This window comes from Hymenobacter sp. AT01-02 (genome assembly GCF_000961955.2).
Lineage (GTDB): Bacteria > Bacteroidota > Bacteroidia > Cytophagales > Hymenobacteraceae > Hymenobacter > Hymenobacter mucosus.
Window position 1 is genome coordinate 160,048 of the sequence record NZ_JZIR02000003.1, and the last position, 22,697, is coordinate 182,744.

Below are 22,697 nucleotides of genomic sequence, written 5' to 3' on the forward strand. Positions count from 1 at the left end.
TGCACCCGCTCCAGCAGTTCGGTATCTATGGGTTCGGTGGCCCAGGCAATATTTTGCCGAATAGCTCGGGCCGCGCTGTACTCACCAATGTGGTAGCAATACTTGGGTGACTCACAGCAAACTGAATAGCTAGTTTCTCGATGGGGTACCCTTGGCTCTTGCAGAAAGCTGCCGCTTGCCGCGCGTACTGCTTCAGTTCGACCGATGCGGGGTGCCACTCCGGCGCTCCTCGCTCCGAAAGCATGCCCATAGCCAGGGGCGACGCGTTGATAATACCTACGTTGTGCGCCTTCAAGTACTCTACGTAGTCGGCCAGGGTAGTATCATTAAGGCAGTAGTGGCAGAAAGACAGCACCGTTTCTACCGTACCGGCGGGCGTCTGGTCAATTACCTGCTGAAATAACGCCAGTGGCAACCCCGTGATGCCCACGTGCTTTACTACTCCGGCCTCCTTTAAGGAATGGAGGGCCGGGAGGGTTTCGTTGATTACCTGCTGTAGGTCACTAAACTCAATATCGTGCACGTTAATCAGGTCGATGTAGTCAACGTGCAGGCGGGCCAGGCTTTCTTCCACGCTACGGATGGCGCGGGAGCCGCTATAGTCCCAGCTTTTTACGCCGTCTTGGCCGTAGCGGCCCACCTTAGTAGACAGGTAATACTGCTCCCGAGGAATTTGGCGCAGGGCTCGTCCCAGTACTTGTTCGGCTTTCAGAAAACCATAGTAGGGCGATACGTCAATGAAGTTGATGCCCTGTTCCACGGCCGTGCATACCGTATCAATACCTTTATTCTCGTCGATGTTGTGGAAGACGCCACCCAGGGAGGAAGCGCCCAAGCTTAGGGCGGAAACGTGCAGGCCAGTAGTGCCGAGGGGTCGGTAATCCATGGGTAGAAAAAGTGGGTGGGAGGAAAGTGCGGGGTAGCTTGCCTGGCTATAGGGGCCGTTTCCAGCGTGGGCTTGCAAGCAAGATGAAGGGCTTCCCGGAGCTTCGCAAGTGCTTGGCAGGTATATAATTCCGCAAAGCTTTGCGCAAAGCTTTGCGTTGTTGCCCCCGAGCTATTCCGCACCCGTGCGGAAGTGTTAAGAAGTGTTACGACCTTGCATTTCCACTTTGTCTACCGCCTTCTGGTAGCACCTTACCTCCACTCCGCGCATGCGCAAACGGCCCGTTTCCTTAAAAACTCTAGCCCAAGCCCTGAGCGTGTCCATGTCAACGGTTTCGCGGGCATTGCGCAACCACCCCGATATCAGCCCTGAGCTTACCCGCAAGGTGCAGCTGCTGGCCCAGGAGCTACAGTACAGCCCCAATCCGCTAGCTATGGGGTTGCTGCGTAGTCAAACCTATACTATCGGCGTCATCGTGCCCGACTTGGTTACGCACTTCTTCGCCTCCATTATCAGTGGTATTGAGCGCGTAGCCAATGAACACGGCTACCACATTGTAATTCGGAGCAGCTATGAAAGCTACCAGAAGGAAAAGGAATGCTTGGCCGATCTGCTCAAGCTGCGGGTAGATGGCATCATTATGTGCCTGGCACAAGAAACCCAAGAGTACGCGCATTTTGACGCGTTGCTAGACGCGGAAGTGCCCCTAGTATTTTTCGACCGAGTGTGCCGCGCTACGGAGGTAGCCACGGTAGTGGTCGACAATCAAGAAGCGGCGCGGCGCATCACACGTCATTTTTTTGAAGGCGGTTACCGGCGCATTGCGCACATTGCCGGGCCAGCTTCTCTCAACATCACCCAGGAGCGTATTGAAGGCTACCAACAGGCCTTGGCTGCGTGTGGCTTGCCCTTCGAGGAAAGCCTCCTGGTGCACTGCGACCTTAGTATTGCCAGTGCCACCGCCGCCACCCAACGCCTCCTGGCCCTGCCCAACCGTCCCGATGCCATATTTGGTGTGAATGACACCACGGCCTTTGCCGCCATGAAGGAGCTTAAGCGCCAAGGCCTGCGTATCCCGCAGGATGTAGCCCTGGTTGGGTTTACCGATGAGTTTCATGCTACCGTAGTCGAGCCTACCCTTACTTCGGTAATGCACCCCACAGTAGAAATCGGCCAAGAAGCCGCCCTGCTTTTCTTGGAGCAAGCCCGAGCAGCCACTCACCCAGCCCCGCGCCAAACCATCCTCACTACCCAACTAGTCGTTCGGGACTCTTCGGCGCCTAAGCTGCCTACCCGGATAGATGGGCGTAAAACGAGTAGCGGCGTCCGAATACTCGGGCACCGCTACTCATAGTAGAAATAATCTAGTACTAGCTTACTTCGCTACCACATCTGTTTTAATGCTCAATTCTTTGAGCTGAGCACCCGAAATCTGCGAGGGTGAGTCGATCATCACGTCGCGGCCGGAGTTGTTTTTTGGGAAGGCAATGAAGTCCCGAATGGAGTCGCTCCGCCGAAGAGGCTGCAGAGACGGTCGAAACCAAAAGCAATGCCGCCGTGGGGTGGCGCGCCGTACTCGAAGGCGTCGAGCAGGAAGCCAAACTGAGCCTGCGCCTCCTCGGGGCTAAAGCCAAGCAGCCCAAACATCCGGGCCTGCACGGCGCGGTCGTGGATGCGGATGGAGCCCCCACCTACTTCCACCCCGTTGATTACCATATCATAGGCATTGGCGCGTACTTCCCCAATGGTATCAGGGTTATCCAGCAGCGGCACGTCCTCGGGCTTGGGGGAGGTGAAGGGGTGGTGCATAGCAAAGTAGCGGCCTTCCTCTTCAATGTATTCGAGCAAGGGAAAGTCAACAACCCACAGTGCCGAGAAGGTATCCTTGTCGCGCAGGCCCAGGCGCTGTCCCATTTCCAGGCGTAGCTCCGAGAGGGCCTTGCGAGTTTTGTTTGGCTCGCCGGCCAGTACTAGCAGCAAGTCGCCGGGCTGGGCATTGAAAGCTGCTTTCCACTGCTGCAGTACTTCCTGGGAGTAAAACTTATCAACCGACGATTTCACCGTGCCGTCCGCTTCTACGCGGGCGTACACCAAGCCCGTAGCACCCAGTTGCGGACGCTTCACAAACTCCGTCAGTTCGTCGAGTTGCTTGCGCGTGTAGCTGGCCGAATTGCTAGCATTAATACCCACTACTAGGCCGGCATTGTCGAACACGGGGAAGTTGTGGCCTTTCACAATGTCATTCAGCTCCACGAAACGCATTTCAAAACGCGTGTCTGGCTTATCGTTGCCGTAGTAACGCATGGCATCGGCATACGTCATGCGGGGCAGCGTACCGATTTCCAGGTTTTTCACTTCCCGGAACAGGTACTGCACTAAGCCCTCGAACGTGTTAAGAATGTCTTCCTGCTCCACAAACGACATTTCGCAGTCAATTTGCGTGAATTCTGGCTGGCGGTCAGCGCGCAAGTCCTCGTCGCGGAAGCACTTCACAATCTGAAAGTACCGGTCGAAGCCCGATACCATCAGCAGTTGTTTGAAGGTTTGGGGGCTCTGGGGCAGGGCGTAGAACTCGCCCGGATTCATGCGGGAGGGCACCACAAAGTCGCGGGCACCTTCGGGCGTACTCTTGATGAGAACGGGAGTTTCTACTTCAATAAATTCCTGTCCGTCGAGGTAGCGCCGGGTAGCCTGAGCCACGCGGTGACGCAGCATGAGGTTTTGGCGCACTGTGTTACGACGTAGGTCTAGGTAGCGGTACTTCATCCGCAGGTCGTCGCCACCGTCAGTTTCGTCTTCAATGAGGAAGGGCGGCAGCTTGGCGGGGTTGAGCACCTCTAGTTTCTCCACGCGGATTTCGATGGCTCCGGTGGGCATCTTATCGTTTTTGGAGTGGCGCTCGGCTACGCGGCCCGTTACGCAGAGCACAAACTCGCGGCCCAGTTGGCGGGCTTGCTCCCGTACTTCGGCCGTTTCTACGCCTTCCTCCAAAGCCAGCTGGGTCAGGCCGTACCGGTCGCGCAAGTCTACCCACAAAATGCCGCCTTTATCGCGGGTACGCTGTACCCAGCCGCAGAGCGTAACGGTTTGACCAACGTGTTCGGGGCGAAGTTCGCCGCAAGTATGAGTCCGGAGCATGGCTGTTAACAAGTGAAAAGGAGGAAAAGCCATGACAAGCAAAGGCGCCGCGCCTTCCAACCCAGCCTACCTGGTTCGGCGGAGGCAAGTGCATTGCTTATCACCTTTTCCTTCTAAATACAGAGCGAAGGTAGGCAGGAAAAATAAGTGGGCTGGCAAAAAAACTGTCCTTTCGCCGCACCTAATGCCAGATGCTTTGTTGAGAAAATCTCTATTTCGGCAGAATATGGGCCTTTCCCGTATGCCACACATAAAATTGGTACGGAGTATGCAAACTGCCTCCCCGAAACCGTTTTCTACGCGCCACACTCCTTTTTTTCAAGATATGAAACGCCCCGTTCTGCTCGCCTTGGCCGCCTCGTTCCTCACGTTTTCGGCCGCCCAGGCCCAGACCAAGGTTAAAACCAAAACTAAAACTAGCGACGGCACCGAAGTCAAAACCAAATCGGAGGCAGAGCCAGTAACCCTGAACGGTCCTATCAAGCGCATCGAAACCCTGTCGGGCATTGATGTATTTCCTACTTCCGACGGCCAGCGCATCATGCTCAGCTTTACCCAGCAGTTTACCAAGCCTGGTACGCTGGTTATGACCAACTACAGAAAGCAGCCTGTGTACACGACCAACCTCGACCCGCAGAATAACACGGGCGAGCCCGTAGATCTGGGCCGTATTCCTGCCGGCACCTACCTCATTGAAGCTAAAACCGGCAACTACGTGTATTGGAAGAAGGTGATGATTAAGTACCCTTCTACGGCCGTAGCAAAGAAGCGCCGCTAAGCTAGCTTCGCATTTTTTCGGCTCCGAAGTCGTTACGGCTTCGGAGCTTTATTTTGTACTGCTACGGGCACTACTGTGGGTGCTCCTTTCACTTGTTATGCCTGGCACCAGCTCCGGCTAGTGTCCTATACTCTCCCCATGAAAACATTTCGCTTTGCTTCTTTTCTGCTGGTAGTAGCCGCGCTGTTTGCCTTTGCTGGCCCCAAGCTCAAGAAAACAGTGGTGAGCAAAAACATTACCGTGGGCGTACCCGACGGCTTTCAGCCCCTACCCGACGATGGCATTGCGGCCAAGTACCCGGCCCCGCGCAAACCCCTAGCCGTCTTTAGTAGCCCCAACGGCCGCGTTGATCTTAGCGTGGCCCAAAAGCCTACCACCTTCAGCAACCGCGACTACAGCTTGCTGGTGAAGATTTACAAGGCCAGCATTCAAAACATGTACTCCAAGGTGGAATTCTTGAAGGAAGATATTCGCACCGTAAATAAGCGCGATTATGTGATGCTCGAATTTGTATCGACGGTCACCGATAACCGTCGCAACGCTACGCTGGCTCCCATTCGCAAGTATCAGCTGGTGCAGTACAGCATTGAAGGCGACCAGTTGTACGTGTTTACTTTCGTGGCTCCGGCGGAAGAGCAAGCCCAGTGGCAGCCCGTGGCCCAGGCTGTTATGGCAAGCCTAGTGATGAAATAAGGTAGGACCTGCGTGGGCCATCCGTATAGCGTGTACCGTGGGAGTAGCGCGGAAGTGGAATTTTCCCTGCACTTTCCAGGCCTCTTTTAGTACCTACCTCTTCTCTTTCGCTTATGACCCTTTCGCTTTACTCCGATGAGCAGTACATGCGGGAAGCCTTGAAGCAGGCGCGCTACGCGTTTGATGAAGATGAAATTCCCATTGGAGCCGTAGTGGTACTGGATAAGCGTATCATCGCACGAGCGTATAACCAGACGGAAAAGCTGCGCGACGTGACGGCCCATGCGGAAATGCTGGCCCTCACGGCCGCCGCCAACCACCTCGGCAATAAATACTTGCAGGACTGCACCCTGTACGTAACGGTAGAACCTGCGTGATGTGCGCTGGTGCTACGGCCTGGGCCCAAGTACGGCGGGTAGTGTATGGTGCCCACGAGCCTAAGTTTGGCTACCGGCGCATGGCAATCTGCTGCACCCCAAGGCAGAGTTAGTCACGGGTATCCTGTCGGATGAGTGTGGGGGGCTAATGCAGGACTTTTTCGCTCGCAAGCGGAAATAGGCTACTTTTGGTCGCCTCCGTAACCCTACACGGGGTTCGGTGGTTATACCCTGACGGCAGCGTGTACTCCTAGTGGGCTGCGCGGCTGCAGTAGACTCAGACTCTCCCTTATCCACCTCAAAACCTTTCTACTTATGGCTTTCGAACTGCCCCAACTGCCCTACGCCTACGACGCCCTGGAGCCGCACATTGATGCGCAGACCATGGAAATCCACCATACCAAGCACCATCAGGCTTACGTTACCAACCTCAACAATGCCATTGCCGGCACCGAGTTGGAGGGCAAAAGCCTGGAAGAATTGATGCACAACATTGCCGCTGCACCGGCTGCGGTACGCAACAATGGTGGGGGTCACTGGAATCACTCCCTGTTCTGGACCATCCTGGGTCCGAATGGTGGCGGCGAGCCTACCGGCGCAATCGGCGAGGCTATTACGAGCGCGTTCGGCAGCTACGAGAAGTTCAAGGAAGAATTCACCAAAGCTGCTACTACCCGCTTCGGCTCGGGCTGGGCGTGGCTCTGCAAGCAGCCCGATGGCACGGTACAGATTTGCTCTACCCCCAACCAGGATAACCCCTTGATGCCTGACACTGGCTGCAAAGGTACTCCAGTGCTGGGCCTCGACGTATGGGAGCACGCCTACTACCTCAAGTACCAAAACCGCCGCCCCGACTACATTGCGGCTTTCTACAACGCCATCAATTGGGACGAAGTAAACCGTCGTTTCGCGGCTGCTTCGTAGAGTAAACTTAGAATTCCTGTTTTAGAAAAAGCCCTTCTGCACTATGCAGAAGGGCTTTTTATTTAGCACGGCAACGGCAGTTTGCGCCTGCTTACTCTGCCATCCAGGGCGCTTCGCGGCCAAGCATTCTCATATTCCGCCGGAAAGAATTCTTGTATCTTTAGGTTCGAAATTTTGTCCCCACTTTTTCTCAACCGCATTTGCATGAGTACGAAGCTACGTCTCACTATTCTGAGCTTTCTACAGTTTTTCATTTGGGGGTCGTGGCTGATAACCATCGGGGCATATTGGTTTCAGACCAAGCAGTGGTCCGGGGCTCAGTTTGGAGCCATCTTCTCCACCATGGGTATTGCCTCCATCTTCATGCCCTCGCTTATGGGTATTGTGGCTGACAAATGGGTAAATGCCGAGAAACTGTACGGCATGCTGCACATCTTGGGCGGTGCAGTGCTTTGCACGGTACCCCTAGTTACGGAGCCGGGCACTATGTTCTGGGTCATGCTGCTAAACATGATTTTCTACATGCCCACGCTGGCCTTATCTATTGCCGTGTCCTACTCCGTGCTTAAGCGCGAAGGACTTGATGTGGTGAAGGACTACCCACCTATTCGGGTGTGGGGAACCATCGGCTTCATTGCGGCTATGTGGACGGTAAGCCTGCTGGGCTTTGAGAAATCAGCCAATCAGTTCTACATAGCGGCCGCCGCCGCTTTCTTGCTTGGCGTGTATTCGTTTACGCTACCAGCCTGCCCCCCGCCCTCCAAAGAAACTGCCAGCCGCTCTTTGGTAGATGCCTTGGGCCTCAAATCGTTTGCCCTGCTGCGCGACACGAAGATGCTCACCTTCTTCTTGTTTGCCTTGTTGCTAGGCGCGGCACTGCAGCTCACTAATGCCTACGGCGACACTTTTCTGCACGACTTCGACAAGGTGCCCGCCTACCAAGACACGCTAGCCGTAAAACATCCGGCTATGATCATGTCTATCTCCCAGATTTCCGAAACGCTCTTCATCCTGGCTATTCCCTTCTTCCTGCGCCGTTTTGGCATTAAGCAGGTGATGTTTTTCAGCATGATTGCGTGGGTTTTGCGCTTCGGCCTTCTGGCATACGGCAACCCCGGCCCCGGCCTCTGGATGGTTATCCTCTCGTGCATCGTGTACGGTATGGCCTTTGACTTCTTCAACATTTCCGGCTCCCTGTTCGTGGAGACCCAGACGGCTTCCTCCATCCGGGCCAGTGCGCAAGGGCTGTTCATGATGATGACGAACGGCTTTGGGGCCGTATTGGGCAGTTCGGTCAGCGGCATCGTGATTGAGAAGTACTTCACCAACCCTATCGACCAAACCAAGGACTGGCATAACATCTGGCTGACTTTTGCCCTGTATGCTCTGGTTATTGCCGTGCTGTTCGTGGTGTTGTTCCGCCACAAGCATAACCCGCAGGAAACCCAAGACGCCGCGCATACTGAGCCACTGCTGTCTGTAGAGCAAGCTTAAGCGGCTATCCTCCCCGCACGAAAATACCGAGCCACTGGCCCCTGCAAAAGTTGCGGGAGCCAGTGGCTCGGTTTTTTCACTCACTGTATTTCAGCAACGACAGCACGCCCTGTATTTTCAACTGCTGGCTTAGTATGAAGCGCAGAATCTATTTACCTTTCTCGGGCAAATGCAGCCAGGTAGTGACCTTATAGCCTTGGCAAACCATTCAATTGAGAAGCGCCAGCAGCAATTCAGATTGAATTGCTTACTGGTCTTTAGTATAAAATGAGTATTAATTAAGTCTATAAAAAGCCTACTTAGGGTATACAAAAAATCCTCCTCTACAGGTAGTAGAGGAGGATTTTTTGTGATGAGCTCCGAAATGAGCGATCAACAGAGCAGGTGCCCTTTTCGAGGGCTACTGCTTAGAACTGCTCGTCAGCATCGAAGAAGAAGCTGCCTTCGATTTGCGCATTCTCGTCAGAGTCAGAGCCGTGCACGGCGTTGGCTTCAATGCTCTTGGCGTACTTCTTACGGATGGTACCTTCAGCAGCCTGGGCGGGGTTGGTAGCGCCAATCAGCGTGCGGAAATCAGCTACAGCGTTGTCCTTCTCCAGGATGGCAGCTACGATAGGACCCGAAGACATGTATTTAACCAGGTCGCCATAGAAGGGGCGCTCCTTATGTACTTCGTAGAATTTGCCGGCGCGCTCAGCAGTCAGCAGTACTTTCTTCAGGCTTACGATGCGGAAGCCACCCTCTTCAATCATGCTCAGGATGCCACCAATGTGGTTTTCCTGGGTAGCGTCGGGCTTGATCATCGTGAACGTGCGGTTCGTGGCCATGTGGTTTGGTATGGTTGGGGTTGAAATAAAATACTGGGGATGCAGCACTGCCAGTTTGCGGGCGCAAAAGTAGCGGGTTTAGCTGGCTATTGTACGGTGGAACTGAATCATTACAGAAAACTGTCTTGCTATTCCAGCCAGCAATGCACGCCTTAAACGCACCTTTCCAAAAGGTGTTTTGTTGGAACCCAGAATATTTACGACTTTTGCCGCCTTTGTACGCGGCCTAAACGACCGAAATTCAGTCACCTACCCCGTAGGCAATGTCCACAATATCTGAACTGAAGGAGTTGCTAGCGCAGCCCCGACAGATTTTCATCACCACACACCATAAGCCCGACGCCGACGCCTTGGGTTCGTCGCTAGGATTGGCAGGCTACCTTCGCAAGAAAGGCCACCACGTCACGGTGGTAACGCCCTCCGACTATCCTAATTTCCTGGCTTGGATGCCGGGCAATGAGGAAGTAGTGGTGTATGAGCCGCGCGAAAACGACGCCCAGGTGCGCGACATCATTGGCCGGGCCGAGGTGCTCTTCTGCCTCGATTTCTCCTGCCTGAACCGCATCAATGAGCTGGGAGAGTATATCCGGCACGCCCCGGGCAAGAAGGTGCTCATCGACCATCATCAGGACCCCGAGCAGTTTGCCGACTTGGACTACTCGAACTCGAAAGCGGCTGCTACTGCCGAGTTGGTGTTCGAGGTTATCCGTGACTTGGGCGACCAGGAGTTGATTGATACGGGCATCGGAGAATGCCTATATGCCGGTATCATGACGGACACGGGCTCCTTCCGCCACCCCAGCACGTCGCGCAATGTGCACCTGATTATTGCCGAGCTGCTGAGCGCGGGCATTAATCTTTCCGATGTGCACCGTCGCATCTACGACTCTCACTCCGAGGAACGGTTGCGTTTTCTGGGCTTCGTGCTGAAAGATAAGCTGACGGTGCTACGGGAGTATAACACGGCGTACATTGCCATCACGGCGGACGAGCTTCGGCAGTACCACTCCAAAACGGGTGATACGGAAGGCCTCGTCAACTTTGCCTTGAGCATTGAGGGTATCGTTTTCGCGGCCGTTTTGATTGACCGCAACCAGGCAATCAAGATTTCCTTCCGGTCGGTTGGTGACTTCTCCGTGAGTGATTTTTCGCGTCGCCACTTCGAGGGCGGCGGCCACCACAATGCGTCGGGTGGCATCAGCCGGGAGCCGCTAGACACTACGGTAGACCGCTTCCTGAGCTTGCTACCCCAATACCAAACCCAACTTGTGACGGCTCCATTGGCAGCTGCACCACCATCGGTATAATTCGGTGTAACTTGGGCCTTCATTCTGTCTTACTACCTAACCCCTTTCATGCTCCTTCAACGCACTTTTCTGAGCCTAGCCGTAACAGCTGGTGTTCTGAGCCTCGCTTCTTGCAATAAAGACGGCGAGTTTAAAAAAACAAAGTCCGGTATTGAATACAAGATTTTCAAGAAGGACGGCAGCGGCTATTCTTACCGCTCAGAAAATGCGGAGGCCGACACAGCGGCTTACAAAGCCCGCATCGGCAAAATCATGACGGCGCACATTGAGTACCGTACTTCCAAGGACTCGGTGCTGCAAAGCTCGCGCAAGAACATGTTTGGCTTCCCTACCTTTATTCAGCTGCAGCCAGTAGCTAATAAGGGCACCGAATTAGAGGCACTTTCGTTGTTGCAGCCCGGCGACTCAGGCGTGTTCCGCTTCAACGTAGACTCCATGTTCGTACGCAATACGGGTCAGCCAGCACCGCCCCAGGTTAAGAAAATGGGCACTACCCTCACGTTCTTCGTGAAGGCAGTAGAGTTGATGGACGAGGCAAAGGCTAAGACGGTTTCGGAGCAGATGCGCCCCCAAATCCAGGCTAAAATCAAGCAGCAGGCTACTGCCCAGTTGGCCAAAGATGACCAGCAGCTGCAAGACTATATCAAGAAAAACAACCTCACCGCCCAGAAGGATACTTCTGGCGTGTACTACGTGGTAACGCAACCAGGTACGGGCCCCAAGCCCAAGACGGGCCAGTTGGTATCCGTGAAGTACAAGGGCTCGTTGCTCAGCGGCAAGGTGTTCGATACCTCAGAAAAGGCGCCTAACAACGGCAAGCCAGTTGACTTCCCCATTGGGGTTGGTGGCGTGATTCCGGGTTGGGACCGAGTGATTCCCCTGCTCAATAAAGGCTCTAAGGCCACTTTGCTGATTCCTTCAGGACTAGCGTACGGTGCCCGCGGTGCTGGGGCTGACATTCCCGCCGACTCGCCGCTCCGCTTTGATGTGGAGCTAGTAGACGTGAAAGCAGCTCCTCCGCAGCCCGCCGGCCCTAGCGCCGCTGACATTCAGCGCCAGATCGAGGCTATGCAGCAACAGCAGCAAGCACAGGGCGGCCGCTAATTCAGCTTGCCTGTTTTCATCAGCCCCCGGTCCGGTGCAACTAGGCCGGGGGTTTTTGTATCTTCCCGTAGAACTCTACTTGCTTACACTATGCACACCTTGCTTTCTCGTTTCCGGTCGTTGCTTCTGGCCGCGCTGTTCTTTTCGCTTTGCGCAACGCTACCTAGTTGCCTCAGCCTCAACGATGACGACGTAGTAGTAGACAATACTGATTACGCCGCTCGTGATGAGGAGATTTTGCAGGCGTACATCAAGGCCAACAACCTTACGGCTCAGCGTCAAGCATCGGGGCTGTATGTTGTTATTACGCAGCCTGGCACGGGCGCTACTCCCACTGCTGGCCAGCAGGTTTCGGTGCTTTACACTGGCACCACGCTCGATGGTAAGGTATTTGACTCCACGGCTAGTCGTGACAACAAGCCCTTTTCATTTGCCATTGGCCGGGGTCAGGTTATTGCTGGCTGGGACCAAGGCATTGCTTTACTGAACAAAGGAGCCAAGGCCACGCTGCTAATTCCTTCTGGTTTGGCATATGGCTCGCGTGGCGCAGGGAGTGACATTGCTCCGAATACGGTGCTGCGTTTCGACGTTGAGCTCACAGATATCAAGTAATTTCCTTCCGGCTCGTACTACCTGCCACTGGCTTTCTACCTACTACCTATGTCTTTCTTCACTCGCCCAGCCCTCCTACTTCGTTTGGCTGCTACTTTGCTGGTGACGGTGCCCGTACTGTCGGGCTGCGATACGGAACCGTCCTACGCCAAGCAAATTCGAGAGCAAACTGAGGCGCAAAGAGCCTTGGATGAAGCAACTATTCAGGCGTACCTTACCCGCCACAACATCACGGGTTCGCAGTATACCCGCACCAACTCAGGGTTGTACCTCGTGTCGCTCACGAACGGTCCCGCTACCAACCCACTCATCACAAAAGGGCAAAAGGTGACGGTTAATTACGTTGGTAAGTTCATTTATGAGGCCAACGACGGTGTTATTTTTGATAACTCCAGCAACAACCGCACAAGCTGCGGATGCTTTAGCTTCACGGCTGGCGGCGGTGGCGTTATCTCTGGCTGGGAAGAGGCAGCCCTTCTCATGCGCAAGGGCGACCGGAAGCTGTTGCTAGTACCCTCTGAGCTAGCGTATAGAGAAGTTGGCCAAGGTAGTATTGCTCCTTATACTCCCTTGCTATTCGATCTGGAAATCCAGGACGTTCAATAGCCGCTTCATATGCTACGCACTACGTCTTCTTTCCTGCTATGCGCCGCCGTGCTGCTTGGTGGGTCCTTGCTAGTGCGGCCAGCCATTGCCCAACAGGCCCTACCTACCGCTCCAGCTCAGGCTGCTCCCGATAGCGTGCTTGCGCGGGCTACCCAAACTGCTTCGGGTATGCGCTACGCTATTCGGCAGCCCGGCACTGGCGCCGTAGCACAGCCTGGCGACCGAGTACTGGTGCACTACACAGGTTTTTTACCTTCCGGCCGCATCTTCGATGCCTCGGTGCGGCAGGGCGGCCCCTTAAAGATTCGCGCTGGTCGTGGAGAGGTGATTAAAGGCTGGGACGAAGTTTTGCTGCTACTACCCCAGGGTGCCCGGCGCGCGTGTGGTCCCGGCCCAGCTGGCTTACGCCGACAAAGGTGTGCGCGACCCTGATGACACGAACCACTATTTGATTCCGCCTAATACTGATTTAGTATTTGAGCTGGAAATAGTGAAGGTGAAATAGCCTGATACGGCACACTAGTTACCCACGGCCCCACTACCGCTTGCCGGTAGCGGGGCCGTGGCTGTGTATAAAGGTTGAAGACTGGTCTGAATAAGGCTTATCTTGGCAGCTTAACTATTCTTATCATCTCCCAAATATGTTTTGGTTGTCGCGTACTAGAGTGTTTGGCATGGGGCTAATAGCTCTCTTTGGGCTACTGGCTTTCCAGGGTGCGCCCGTAAAGTTCAACAAGCTAAAATCAGGGGTGGAGTACCGGGTGTACCGGCGCGAAAACGGCCGCTATGTATTGCGTCCGCCCTTTGCTCCAACTGGAGATGCTACCTACGCTACCCGCGTTGGAAAAATTATGGCTTTGCACATGCAATTCCGCACCGGCAAGGATTCTGTGCTACTGAACTCGCGCCAGACGGGAGGGCTGCTCCGGGCTCCGTTAGATACGCTCCGGGCCCAGCAGCGCGGTAGTATTGAGGAAGCCCTGTCGTTGCTACAGCCCGGCGACTCGGCCATCTTCCGCTTCTCCGCCGACAGCGTGTTTGCAAAGTCGTTTCGCCAGCCCGTACCACCTTTCATCCAGAAGGCGGGCAATACGTTCATCATGCTTGCCAAGGCGGTGAAAGTACAAACCCAGGAAGCTGCCCAGGCCGATGCTAAGCAGGAAGCACTCCAAGCTCAGGCGCGCGCTAAAAAACAGGAGGACACCAAGATTAAGGCCTACATGACCCAGCAGAAGCTGACGGGGCCGCAAACGGCGGGGGGCGTTTATTACATAGTCACGAAACCGGGTACGGGGCCCAAGCCCCAGCCCGGGCAAACAGTATCGGTTCTTTACACGGGTATGCTACTCTCGGGCAAGGTGTTCGATTCATCGGAAAAGAACGGTGGCCAGCCTATTTCCTTTCCGCTGGGTCAACACCAGGTTATTCAGGGCTGGGATGAAGGCATTGCTATGCTCAACCAAGGCTCCAAGGCTATTCTGTTAATTCCAGCCAGCCTGGCCTACGGTGCCCGCGGTGCCGGTGCCGACATTCCACCAAACGCCATTCTTCGCTTCGACGTGGAATTAGTAGATGTGAAGTAGCCCTGCACCACCAAGATGTATGGAACCGCAAACGCGGCTTTTCTCGTGAAAAGCCGCCGTTTGCGGTAGATAATAAGCTGCTGAGGGTTATAGCTCCGCCAGCACCTCCGACAGCACAGCCAAAGACCGCACATCGCCGAGGCGCTCTACGTGCAGTTGGTAGTAGCGAATAAGTACCCCTAGTAGCTCACGCCGCACGCGTCCGTTCGGAATGGCTGCTGTGGTGGGGTCACGCAATAAGGCGTCAAAGTGCTGCTCAAACTCCTGGAAGCGCAGGGCAGTAGGGCTATGGCTACTTATACTACCGGGCGCTTCGGCCGCAAACGCTACTTGCGAAGTAATCTGCTCCCCTGTTTCGGGCCCAAAACCGAGGTATTGGCTTAGGCCTAGCAGAAATATGAGGGCAAAGTTTTCAAACCCTTCCTCTTGCCGGTCAAAGGCCAAAATAGAGTCGTGCAGGAAAGTAAAAAGCGGTTCGTTTTCTTCTTCTTCTAGCAGTACCCGCCCTACAATCTCGGCCAGAAACAGCCCGATACTACTTTTGCGAACATCGTAGGGCAGGCTATGAAATGGCTCGGCACAGCGGTACTCCGAGAGACGCGTAAGGCCTCCTTGTCGCGAGGTGTAGGCCACCAAGTCTAGCAAGGTAAATGGCTGAAACAAAGCAATGCGCCCCGGCGGCTTAGCCTTGCGTACCCCGTTCACAATGTAGCTCTGTAGCCCTAGGCGCTCGGTGTAGATCCGGGCAATAATGCTGGTTTCGCGGTAGCGCAGAAAGTTCAGGACAATGCCCCGGGTTTTGATAAGCATAGGTAAAGAACCTAAATGTAGCGCCCTTTTCTACAAAGGAAAAGAAGCGCGAAATGAGGCCAAAAGCGGCTATTACGTAACAACGTGCAGCCCCAAATCGGCTCCCCTATAGCTAACTTATTCGCGCAAAAAGCCAGTATTTGTTCGCGGCCAGATGCGGCTGGTTTTACTTGTCAACCACCGCCACCTTGCTGATACAGCCATTTTTGCCGTCGGCATCGGAAGAAAGTACCAAGTATACGCCCGACTGCACTTTGCGCCCATTGTAGTCGGTGAGGCCCCATACGACGGTGCCCCCGCTTGCACGCGTTTGATACACCAGCTTGCCCGTCACGTCCGTAATTTTTACCGTGCCATTGTTGGCTAAACCTGAAATACCGACCTGGCCAGTAAAATTGGTGCGCACTGGGTTAGGAGTTACTTTGGCGCACTCCGGCTTTCCTTCCGTGACGGTAGCCGAGCCCCGGTAGGATACCACACCGCCATCCGTCACCACGAAAACTTCACCGGTTTTGTCGTTCACGTCCACATCAACAATCCGATCGGAAGGTAGTGGCTGTTGGCCGTGGTAAAGTGTAATAAGGCCTCGTCGCCATCCGCACTAAAAAGCCACAGGCCCCTATCAGTACCAAACCACTTCCGGTTACCGCCATCCACTGCAATGGTTCGAACAGGCTCATCCATCAATATACGGAACCCTGTTCCTTCTCCTCGCCGAACAATAGGGGCCTGGAAGCCAAGACTCGTATCGAAGGCAGAACTAGCATCGTTGAATACGACTGGTCCCTTGTTGGTAGCCACCCATATGTCGCCGTTGCGGTCCTTCACAATATCAAACACCTCACTACCCGCCGGCAAACCATCAGACGTTCCAAAGTAACGGTTTTCATTGGTAGCTGGGTTGACCACATTAATACCCTGAATGGTATTGAGCGGAGCGCGGGCCCGCGTCACCCAGACGTTTCCTGCATCGTCAAGGGCAATACGGTCTAGATTATCACTCCCGCTGAAGTACGGAACGGTAGTCCACGTGGTAGCTACAGGGTCGAACAAGAACAACCCCGATTGACCCGCAACTTGATGGCGGTTGACTACCCACACCTTACCATCCGCATCGGCTGCAACATCCGTGACGCGCGTATAGTTAGCATCGGATATAGCGCTGCGCAGTGGGTTGGGTAGGCCTACCGTAGGATTGAACAAGCGAAAATTACCAGGCCCTTTCCATTCCAGCAGGCCATTGCCATAGCTGCCCGCATAGAGTGTCCCATCCGGAGTGCGGGTGCCGCGGCTTAGGTCTTTGGGATTGGGGTATTGCGCTGCTGGCTGCGTTTGCGCGCTTATGGTAGTCCAGCGGCCGTTTTGGTACTCGGCAAAGCCCCGGTAGAAATCCTGCTGCAAGTACCGTTCGCCATACCCACCACCAAACACTGTAACGGTATTTGTCCGGGCATCCGCCAGCACGCCCTGTCCCTGGGGAAAGGCGGGTGAGTTGGTAATAAACTGCTGGGTAGTTTGCCCATCAGCCGCTATAGCAAGCAGACCATTGTCGAAGTCGGCTACGTAGAAGGAGCCGTTTCTGGCTCGAATAGCAGTGCGTGCATTTCTTAGTAGTGCCGGGCTTAGGGTGGCAGTTATCGTTCCTGTATTCGTATTCAGCACGGATACGCGCTGAGCATCCGTAACCAATAGGCCGGCGCGCGAGGGCGTCAGCTGCCGAAACTCTCCCCCTGATGGGCTGGCTACGGCCTGCCACCCCTGGGCAGGCTGGCCCGGATTGTAGCGGTAGAGTCGGTCGTTATTTATACCCACGTACACACGGCCATCCTGAGCTGCAACCGTCCGAAAAGGGTCATTGACGCGGGCAGCAAAGTCGGTGGTCCAGGCGCGGTAATCCAGGAGGTTGCTTGTGAGGCTAGCGTGGAGTACGCCCCCTGAAGTAGCCGCGTACAGGACGCCCCCGGCTACCGCCGTAGCATACACTTGCACTACACTACCATTCGGCCCAATGTTGGTGTACGAGTCCTTTATTTCCAGCTTGGTCAGATCTACCGCTACTATGCCAAAGCTGCATGCCAGGTAAGCTACTCGGTTGGCAATGTTGATATGGTTGACGGTCTTTTGTCCCTGAATTTCCTTGCGGGCAATGTCGGCAATGTTCAGGATGGCGCCGTCGCGCAGGCGCAGAATGTCTAGGTTGGTACTGCGGTAGGCAATTACTAGCTGCTGGCTTACTGAGTCGAAAGCTAATGTGCTCAGACCTGCATCGTGCAGCCCGTCGCGGGTGGAAAGCAGCTGGGTAGTGTTCAGCTCTTTATCGTAGTAGAAAAATGCATCTTCGGCCGCTACATAAATCCGGTCGCCTACGTCGGCAAGGGCCTTGGCCCGGTTGATGGGCAGGTGCAACTGCCAGTCGCCGTAGCCGGCCGTAAACTGGGCTAACGCAGTGCCAGAGGTAAGTAATAAAGCCAGGAGCACAACTCCGCGGCCAAGGCGTAACGATAGTGTCATCGGCAGGTAATAGCGACGAAAACGGTGAATCGGGAAAGTAACGCCTAACGGCCGGGTTTAGTGCAGCAAGGTTTTCGCCCTACGGCTACAGCGGCCGGGGCTGAACGGTGCGGGCAGGCTCGGTAGCTTTTTCCTTCATGCCTTCCTGAAAACAGTAGCGGCAGCGCGCTTCATACGCATCGGTTTCGCCTAGTAGAATCTTGTCTTCCGAAGCTGTTACGCGAAAGGAGTAGGAAGCAATGTCGCCGCAGCACACGCACACGGCATGCACCTTGGTCACAAACTCAGCCACGGCCATCAGCGCGGGCATGGGCCCAAATGGCTGTCCTAGGAAATCCATGTCAAGGCCAGCCACAATAACGCGGGTACCCCGGTTTGCTAGCTGCACGCATACTTCCACCAACGAGTCGTCAAAAAACTGAGCTTCGTCGATGCCTACCACGTCGCAGCCACCGGCTAGCAGGAGCATTTCCTGGGCCACAGGCACCGGCGTGGAGCGAATACTCGTGGCGTTATGCGATACTACATCCTGGGCGTGGTAGCGCGTATCGAGGGCGGGCTTGAAAATCTCTACCCGTTGACGGGCAATCTTGGCGCGGTTGAGGCGGCGAATTAACTCCTCGGTTTTACCCGAAAACATGGAGCCGCACACCACTTCAATCCAGCCCCGGCGGGCAACGCCGGGGCCTGTGCCAACGCGGGGTTCTATAAACACAAAGTCGTCAGTTGAGGGTGGCCACGTGTCAGGTAGCTGACAGCAATCGGAGCATCTAAAGTACAGCTTTCAGCGGCTAGGCTCAAACCCAAAACCAGATACCTCGTGCCCCGCATGCTGCTACTTACTCTCCATCAGGCAGATGCATCCAGTGAGCATCTTTTCACTTTTAGCAGCTATAAGAGGTAGGCCTGGCGGGCAGTGTGCACTACTCCAGGTAGGCTACGTGCGGGAGCTTGGTGGCTTCGGGTACCCGCCCTACCAGTTCGCCACCCTGCAAGCGGGCCTGGCAAGTCAGCCGGTCAGTAAGCCGCAGGCGACCTAACGAGTGGTAACGCTCCTCGGCAGTGGTAGGGGGCGTGAGGTATTCGGCCCCGCTCAGCACTTCTACGCGGCAGGTAGTACAGCGGCCTTTGGCCCCGCAGGCATGCATCCAGTCGTGGCCCGCATCTTGCAGGGCCGCAAGCAGCGTAACTCCGACAGGTACCGCTACGGGAGCAGCGGGCATATTTTGAACGATTAGAGTGGGCATCTTTCCCTAAATTGCCCGTTGAATCAGGCTTTCAATGAAGACCAAATATAGCCACGCCAAGCGTGAACAATACGGCCGCCTCCTGGCTGCCCTACTCTGCGACCAGCACTTTGGCGCCCGCCCTACGGCTACCCTCGACGGCCCCGCGGTGCTCCGCTTTACCCCCGTACGGCAAGTAAATCTGTTTGTAGTGCAGCAGCTGCTTGTGCAGTGGATGGGCGAAATGGGTAATTTGCGTAGCCCTTACTTTGATTTCGAGGATACGGAAGTGCGCCAGGCGCTAACGCAGTTCATGAACGTGCTGTCGCGCCGCATCAAGCTCAGCCGCCCCGTGTTCGAGCCGCTGCTTGCTCAAGCTATCTGCGACACCCTGCACGGCGCCTGCGACCCTTCTGAAACATTTGCCCGCAAGTTGGTGGGTGATCAAACGAGTGCTACCCCGGAAAAGCTGCTGGAAAGCCTGCGCTACCTTGATGCTAATAAGGATCTGTTTGAAGGTTTCCTTAGCTCGCTGCCCGCTGGCCAAGCCCAGGACCACGACTACCTACTTAGCCGCTTTCGGTTGTACCTAGAAGCCCACGCTGACCAGGTGCAACCAACTACGGAGGTAGTGCAACAGCTAAGCGTGCTGCTTCCCCTGGCAGAAACCGATCTGTACGAGGAAGCCCCCCAACCAGCGCCGGCTGCTACTACCCCGCCCAGCCCTGCACCGGCTACCGAGCCCCCGGCCCCTAAGCCAGTGGAGGCGCCTGCCATACCCACGCCTGCCGCAGCGCCACCAACCCCAGTTGCCCAGCCTGCTCCGGCTCCTACCCCACCCCCGACAGCAATACCAGCGCCTGCCGCGCCTACGCCTGATAGCCGACGGGCGCTAGCCGAAACGGCACCAGCAGGCGTGCCGCTGTATGAGAAGCTGAAGGCTGAGCAGTCGGGGGCGCCTTCCCTCAGCGAAACGTTGCGAACGGAACGCCCCGCCGCGGCTACCCTGGCAAGCAAAGCTCCGAAAGTGGAATCGTTGCGGGAAGCTATTTCGATTAACCAACGCTTCAGCTTTATTAACGAGCTGTTCAATGGAGAAAACATGGAATACCACGCCATGATTCAGCACCTCGATACGCTACCCAACGCCGATATAGCAAAGCGCTATGTAACCGAGGAGTTAGCTAGCCGCTACAACTGGGCCCGTAAGGATGAGCACGTACAGAAACTGCTCAAGCTCATCGACCGGAAGTTTGCCTAGTTTCCCTACTATGCTCCGCCCACTGCCTATGCCGGCCGACATGGTCGCGTGCTCAGCATGGCGTACTCTATACGGCTCGTGTACAGTACACCAAGTTGGCTTGTTAGCATGAGCATATGTGGAGGATAAGTCGGCCGAGGGTGCGGCGCTGGCTGCTGGTGTACTTGCTGGCCCTTGGCCTGGTAGCCGGTCCGGCGTACACGATGTACGTTCACTACGACTTCTCGCACTCCCTTGACACCCGGAGTTACTTAAAAATTGCCCGCGGTGAGTTTGCGGGTGTGAGTATTACGCGTCGCTACCGGGTGCTGGTGCCGCTGGCCGCCGCCACCGTAGCGTGGCCGCTAGAGCAGGTATACGCCCGCCTATGGCCCCAGCGTGCGGCCAGCGAGTGGCCTTTACGCTTGGGCTTTTACCTTGTCAACTGCCTGCTATTGGCGGGGGTGGGGCTGGTGCTATACCAAACTAGCTGCTTGTATGGTGCCACTCCAGCCGCAGCGGCGTTAGGCGTGGTAGCCGTACTGACTAGCCGCTGGGCCGTGTATACCGCAGGGTTACCATTAGTAGATAGCCTGTACTTATTCGTGTTTGCTCTCGGGTTCTATGCTGCTCGGAGTGGTTCAGCCGCAGCATTGGTGGCTTGCATCTTACTAGGCCCACACGCCAAGGAATCGTTTGTGTTTTTGGCGCCGTGGCTGCTGTTCTGGGGGCAGCGGGCAGTGGGGTGGCGGGCACAGCTGGGATGGATGGTAGTAAGTGCCGCCCTGGCTTGGGGAGTACGCAGCTGGATTGACGCTCGCGTTGGAGCTACCCCGGCAGAAAGTGTGCACAATGCCATCAGTCATATGGATAACTTGGCGTACTCGCTCCGGCGCTTGTTTTCCGTGAAAGGCTCCGGCGAGATATTCAGCATCTTCGGCTTCTTTAGCTTGGCCCTGTTAGCAGGTCTGCAAGGTAAGGCCGCGGATCGGCAACGATGGGTACGCCCTTTGGGCTGGCCGGTAGTCACCCTCGCGGGGGTAGTTGCCGTCCACATGCTACTATCCGGTGACCTGGCCAGAATGGGCTACTTGCTAGCGCCCGCCTTTGCCGTGGCGTTTGCTCTTATTCTTACGCATCACCCTTTGTTTGCCTGGCTAAGCCCAGGCAATGCTCCTTCAGAAGAGGAGCCTGGCGCTCCGGTACGCCTTTGAGGTAAACTTAGGCCAGCCGCGGCTAGTAGCAGGGGCAATATGGGCACAGCAAAACGCGCCGCCCCCAACGGGCCCGTGAGTAGTGCCACGTACAAAACCAACCCTAGCAGTGGCAAACGCCAAGCCCACGGTAAGGGGCAGGCAGCAAACCGTAGCAGCAGCAGCAGCCGCACTACATTGGTGGCTATTACCAACAGCAAAATAGCTAGCAGCCCCAGGGGCAGCCTTTGTACGTAGGCAACCATGGCCGCGTACCCATGCTGCGCAAATTGCCCGAGCAGGCCGGCCGTATTTCGCTCCGGTAGCCCAAAGAAGTGCACCAAGTCAAATCGACCGGGGTCGAGCAGCAGATTGAGCATACCCTGACCATGCAGGGCTGCATACGCCACAGGATGCCGTAGTAGCACTGCTTGACTCTGCTTCCGGATGTAGTGCTGTTGCGCGGCAAACGTAGGTTGGCTTTCTGCGGCAGCCACCGTAGTAGCTACAAACTGTTCAGCTGCTTCGTAGCCTTCTGTCTTTTGTAAAACGGCGCGTACGTTGTAACGCAGCAAGTTGATTTCGGCAATACTGGAGAAGTGGAAGTACCCCGTTTGCTTTGCATTACGTGCCTGCCAGCCCAGGGCTACTACCACCGGAATACACCCAATCAGGAACAGCCGAAGCCGCCGTTGCTTCCAGCCCACCCATCCACCTAGGGCCAAGAACAGGCCGGCAAATGGAAAGAATACGGGCTTGATGAGTAGGGCAAGTGCCGCCAATATGGCCCCTAATACCCAGACCCAGTGGCGTTGGGGGTTCGCAAAAAAGGCGGTCAAGCTTAACCAAAGGCCTACTATGCAGCTTTGCAGCAGTATTTCGCTCATGAGTGCGTTAGCGTAAATAAACTGCCCTGGTACTATGGCTAGCCCTAGCAGCACGCCCCACTGCCACTGGCGGAGAGTAGGCCGGCGCCGAGCAATCCACTGCAAGGCCAGCCCTACGTTTAGTAAGCTCAGCAGATTCTGCAGCAGAAGCACGGCCACTGGTATTGCTGTAGTAGTGGCGCCCAGCAAGATCAGCAACACCGGATAGCCCGGAGGACGAATACTGTATTCTTGCGCGGATAGGGGCAGCCCGGTTAGTGGCTCAGCGTATAGCACTCCCGCTGTGCGCAGGTTGTGAGCCGCCATGAGGTAGCGGCCTGAATCGGGAAAGCCGTAAGATTGATGCCCCAGTTGCCAGCCGAAAAACAGGCCGTGTAGTAGCAACAGGATACCCCACATCCATACCGGAACCCGAGCCGAAGAAAGAGGAGAACAGGCAACGTCAGCCGCCGAATACTTCATGACCGCAAGAACGCAGAATTATGCGCAATTACTGAATGC

21 protein-coding genes and 2 pseudogenes are annotated in these 22,697 nt (G+C 55.6%); 14 read left to right on the forward strand and 9 right to left on the reverse strand.

Going from position 1 to position 22,697, the window contains the following annotated elements; translation table 11 throughout:
- Nucleotides 1–25 precede the first annotated feature (25 nt).
- The gene (locus tag VI25_RS01645; protein ID WP_201783253.1) at nucleotides 26–886 is read right to left on the reverse strand and encodes an aldo/keto reductase; all 861 of its coding nucleotides are present in this window, start codon (nucleotides 884–886) and stop codon (nucleotides 26–28) included.
- Between the two features lie 268 nt (nucleotides 887–1,154).
- On the opposite strand from VI25_RS01645, the gene VI25_RS01650 reads away from it, so the two are divergent.
- Nucleotides 1,155–2,240 carry a LacI family DNA-binding transcriptional regulator gene (locus VI25_RS01650; protein WP_045687927.1) on the forward strand — a complete coding sequence of 362 codons (1,086 nt, stop codon included), beginning with the start codon at nucleotides 1,155–1,157 and terminating at the stop codon, nucleotides 2,238–2,240.
- Nucleotides 2,241–2,261: 21 nt separating this feature from the next.
- On the opposite strand, the pseudogene aspS reads toward VI25_RS01650, so the two are convergent.
- Nucleotides 2,262–4,024 (reverse strand): annotated as a pseudogene (aspS, locus tag VI25_RS01655) (aspartate--tRNA ligase).
- Nucleotides 4,025–4,349: 325 nt separating this feature from the next.
- On the opposite strand from aspS, the gene VI25_RS01660 reads away from it, so the two are divergent.
- The 5 genes and pseudogenes from VI25_RS01660 (at nucleotide 4,350) to VI25_RS01680 (ending at nucleotide 8,290) form a co-directional block, all read left to right on the forward strand.
- Nucleotides 4,350–4,802 carry a hypothetical protein gene (locus VI25_RS01660; protein ID WP_055562199.1) on the forward strand — a complete coding sequence of 151 codons (453 nt, stop codon included), beginning with the start codon at nucleotides 4,350–4,352 and terminating at the stop codon, nucleotides 4,800–4,802.
- A gap of 138 nt (nucleotides 4,803–4,940) precedes the next feature.
- On the forward strand, nucleotides 4,941–5,495 hold the full coding sequence (locus tag VI25_RS01665) for a hypothetical protein (protein WP_045687929.1): 555 nt from the start codon (nucleotides 4,941–4,943) through the stop codon (nucleotides 5,493–5,495).
- A 113-nt stretch (nucleotides 5,496–5,608) separates the two neighbouring features.
- Nucleotides 5,609–6,053: pseudogene (locus tag VI25_RS01670) on the forward strand (nucleoside deaminase).
- A gap of 134 nt (nucleotides 6,054–6,187) precedes the next feature.
- Nucleotides 6,188–6,796 (forward strand): superoxide dismutase, encoded by a 609-nt coding sequence (locus tag VI25_RS01675; protein ID WP_045687930.1) that lies wholly within the window; start codon nucleotides 6,188–6,190, stop codon nucleotides 6,794–6,796.
- Between the two features lie 204 nt (nucleotides 6,797–7,000).
- Nucleotides 7,001–8,290 (forward strand): nucleoside permease, encoded by a 1,290-nt coding sequence (locus VI25_RS01680; protein WP_055562201.1) that lies wholly within the window; start codon nucleotides 7,001–7,003, stop codon nucleotides 8,288–8,290.
- Nucleotides 8,291–8,697: 407 nt separating this feature from the next.
- Here VI25_RS01680 and VI25_RS01685 read toward each other — a convergent pair whose 3' ends face one another.
- Complete coding sequence (locus VI25_RS01685; RefSeq protein ID WP_045687931.1) at nucleotides 8,698–9,117, reverse strand: nucleoside-diphosphate kinase; 420 nt, start codon at nucleotides 9,115–9,117, stop codon at nucleotides 8,698–8,700.
- Between the two features lie 263 nt (nucleotides 9,118–9,380).
- On the opposite strand from VI25_RS01685, the gene VI25_RS01690 reads away from it, so the two are divergent.
- The 6 genes from VI25_RS01690 (at nucleotide 9,381) to VI25_RS01715 (ending at nucleotide 14,329) form a co-directional block, all read left to right on the forward strand.
- Nucleotides 9,381–10,424 (forward strand): DHH family phosphoesterase, encoded by a 1,044-nt coding sequence (locus tag VI25_RS01690; RefSeq protein ID WP_055562202.1) that lies wholly within the window; start codon nucleotides 9,381–9,383, stop codon nucleotides 10,422–10,424.
- A 48-nt stretch (nucleotides 10,425–10,472) separates the two neighbouring features.
- Nucleotides 10,473–11,528: an FKBP-type peptidyl-prolyl cis-trans isomerase gene (locus VI25_RS01695; protein ID WP_045687932.1), complete on the forward strand. Its 1,056-nt coding sequence runs from the start codon at nucleotides 10,473–10,475 to the stop codon at nucleotides 11,526–11,528.
- 90 nt (nucleotides 11,529–11,618) lie between these two features.
- A complete protein-coding gene (locus VI25_RS01700; RefSeq protein WP_052695101.1) occupies nucleotides 11,619–12,140 on the forward strand; it encodes an FKBP-type peptidyl-prolyl cis-trans isomerase in 522 nt (173 codons plus the stop codon).
- A 48-nt stretch (nucleotides 12,141–12,188) separates the two neighbouring features.
- Entirely contained in the window at nucleotides 12,189–12,746 is a 558-nt protein-coding gene (locus tag VI25_RS01705; RefSeq protein WP_052695102.1) for an FKBP-type peptidyl-prolyl cis-trans isomerase, read from the forward strand.
- A 9-nt stretch (nucleotides 12,747–12,755) separates the two neighbouring features.
- Nucleotides 12,756–13,178 (forward strand): FKBP-type peptidyl-prolyl cis-trans isomerase, encoded by a 423-nt coding sequence (locus VI25_RS01710; RefSeq protein ID WP_052695103.1) that lies wholly within the window; start codon nucleotides 12,756–12,758, stop codon nucleotides 13,176–13,178.
- Nucleotides 13,179–13,387: 209 nt separating this feature from the next.
- Complete coding sequence (locus VI25_RS01715) at nucleotides 13,388–14,329, forward strand: FKBP-type peptidyl-prolyl cis-trans isomerase (protein WP_236704834.1); 942 nt, start codon at nucleotides 13,388–13,390, stop codon at nucleotides 14,327–14,329.
- An 87-nt stretch (nucleotides 14,330–14,416) separates the two neighbouring features.
- Here the strand turns inward: VI25_RS01715 and recO are convergent, their stop codons facing one another.
- The 5 genes from recO to VI25_RS01740 all read right to left on the reverse strand — a co-directional run bounded on the left by recO (nucleotide 14,417) and on the right by VI25_RS01740 (nucleotide 18,873).
- Entirely contained in the window at nucleotides 14,417–15,139 is a 723-nt protein-coding gene (gene recO, locus VI25_RS01720; RefSeq protein WP_055562204.1) for a DNA repair protein RecO, read from the reverse strand.
- A gap of 166 nt (nucleotides 15,140–15,305) precedes the next feature.
- A complete protein-coding gene (locus VI25_RS01725; protein ID WP_045687933.1) occupies nucleotides 15,306–15,668 on the reverse strand; it encodes a T9SS type A sorting domain-containing protein in 363 nt (120 codons plus the stop codon).
- A complete protein-coding gene (locus VI25_RS01730) occupies nucleotides 15,659–17,650 on the reverse strand; it encodes a two-component regulator propeller domain-containing protein (protein WP_055562205.1) in 1,992 nt (663 codons plus the stop codon). Before VI25_RS01730 ends, VI25_RS01725 begins: the two co-directional genes overlap by 10 nt.
- An 85-nt stretch (nucleotides 17,651–17,735) precedes the next feature.
- Nucleotides 17,736–18,365 carry a thymidine kinase gene (locus tag VI25_RS01735; protein ID WP_045689780.1) on the reverse strand — a complete coding sequence of 210 codons (630 nt, stop codon included), beginning with the start codon at nucleotides 18,363–18,365 and terminating at the stop codon, nucleotides 17,736–17,738.
- A 208-nt stretch (nucleotides 18,366–18,573) separates the two neighbouring features.
- Nucleotides 18,574–18,873, reverse strand: coding sequence for a 2Fe-2S iron-sulfur cluster-binding protein (locus VI25_RS01740; protein WP_236704835.1), 300 nt, complete (start codon nucleotides 18,871–18,873; stop codon nucleotides 18,574–18,576).
- A 58-nt stretch (nucleotides 18,874–18,931) separates the two neighbouring features.
- Here VI25_RS01740 and VI25_RS01745 point away from each other — a divergent pair, with 58 nt between their 5' ends.
- Nucleotides 18,932–20,137 carry a hypothetical protein gene (locus VI25_RS01745; RefSeq protein ID WP_045689778.1) on the forward strand — a complete coding sequence of 402 codons (1,206 nt, stop codon included), beginning with the start codon at nucleotides 18,932–18,934 and terminating at the stop codon, nucleotides 20,135–20,137.
- A gap of 116 nt (nucleotides 20,138–20,253) precedes the next feature.
- A complete protein-coding gene (locus VI25_RS01750) occupies nucleotides 20,254–21,330 on the forward strand; it encodes a hypothetical protein (RefSeq protein ID WP_152981448.1) in 1,077 nt (358 codons plus the stop codon).
- On the opposite strand, the gene VI25_RS01755 is transcribed toward VI25_RS01750, so the two are convergent.
- Nucleotides 21,255–22,658, reverse strand: a complete 1,404-nt coding sequence (locus VI25_RS01755; RefSeq protein ID WP_152981449.1) for a hypothetical protein — start codon at nucleotides 22,656–22,658, stop codon at nucleotides 21,255–21,257. The genes VI25_RS01750 and VI25_RS01755 overlap by 76 nt on opposite strands.
- Nucleotides 22,659–22,697: the final 39 nt, after the last annotated feature.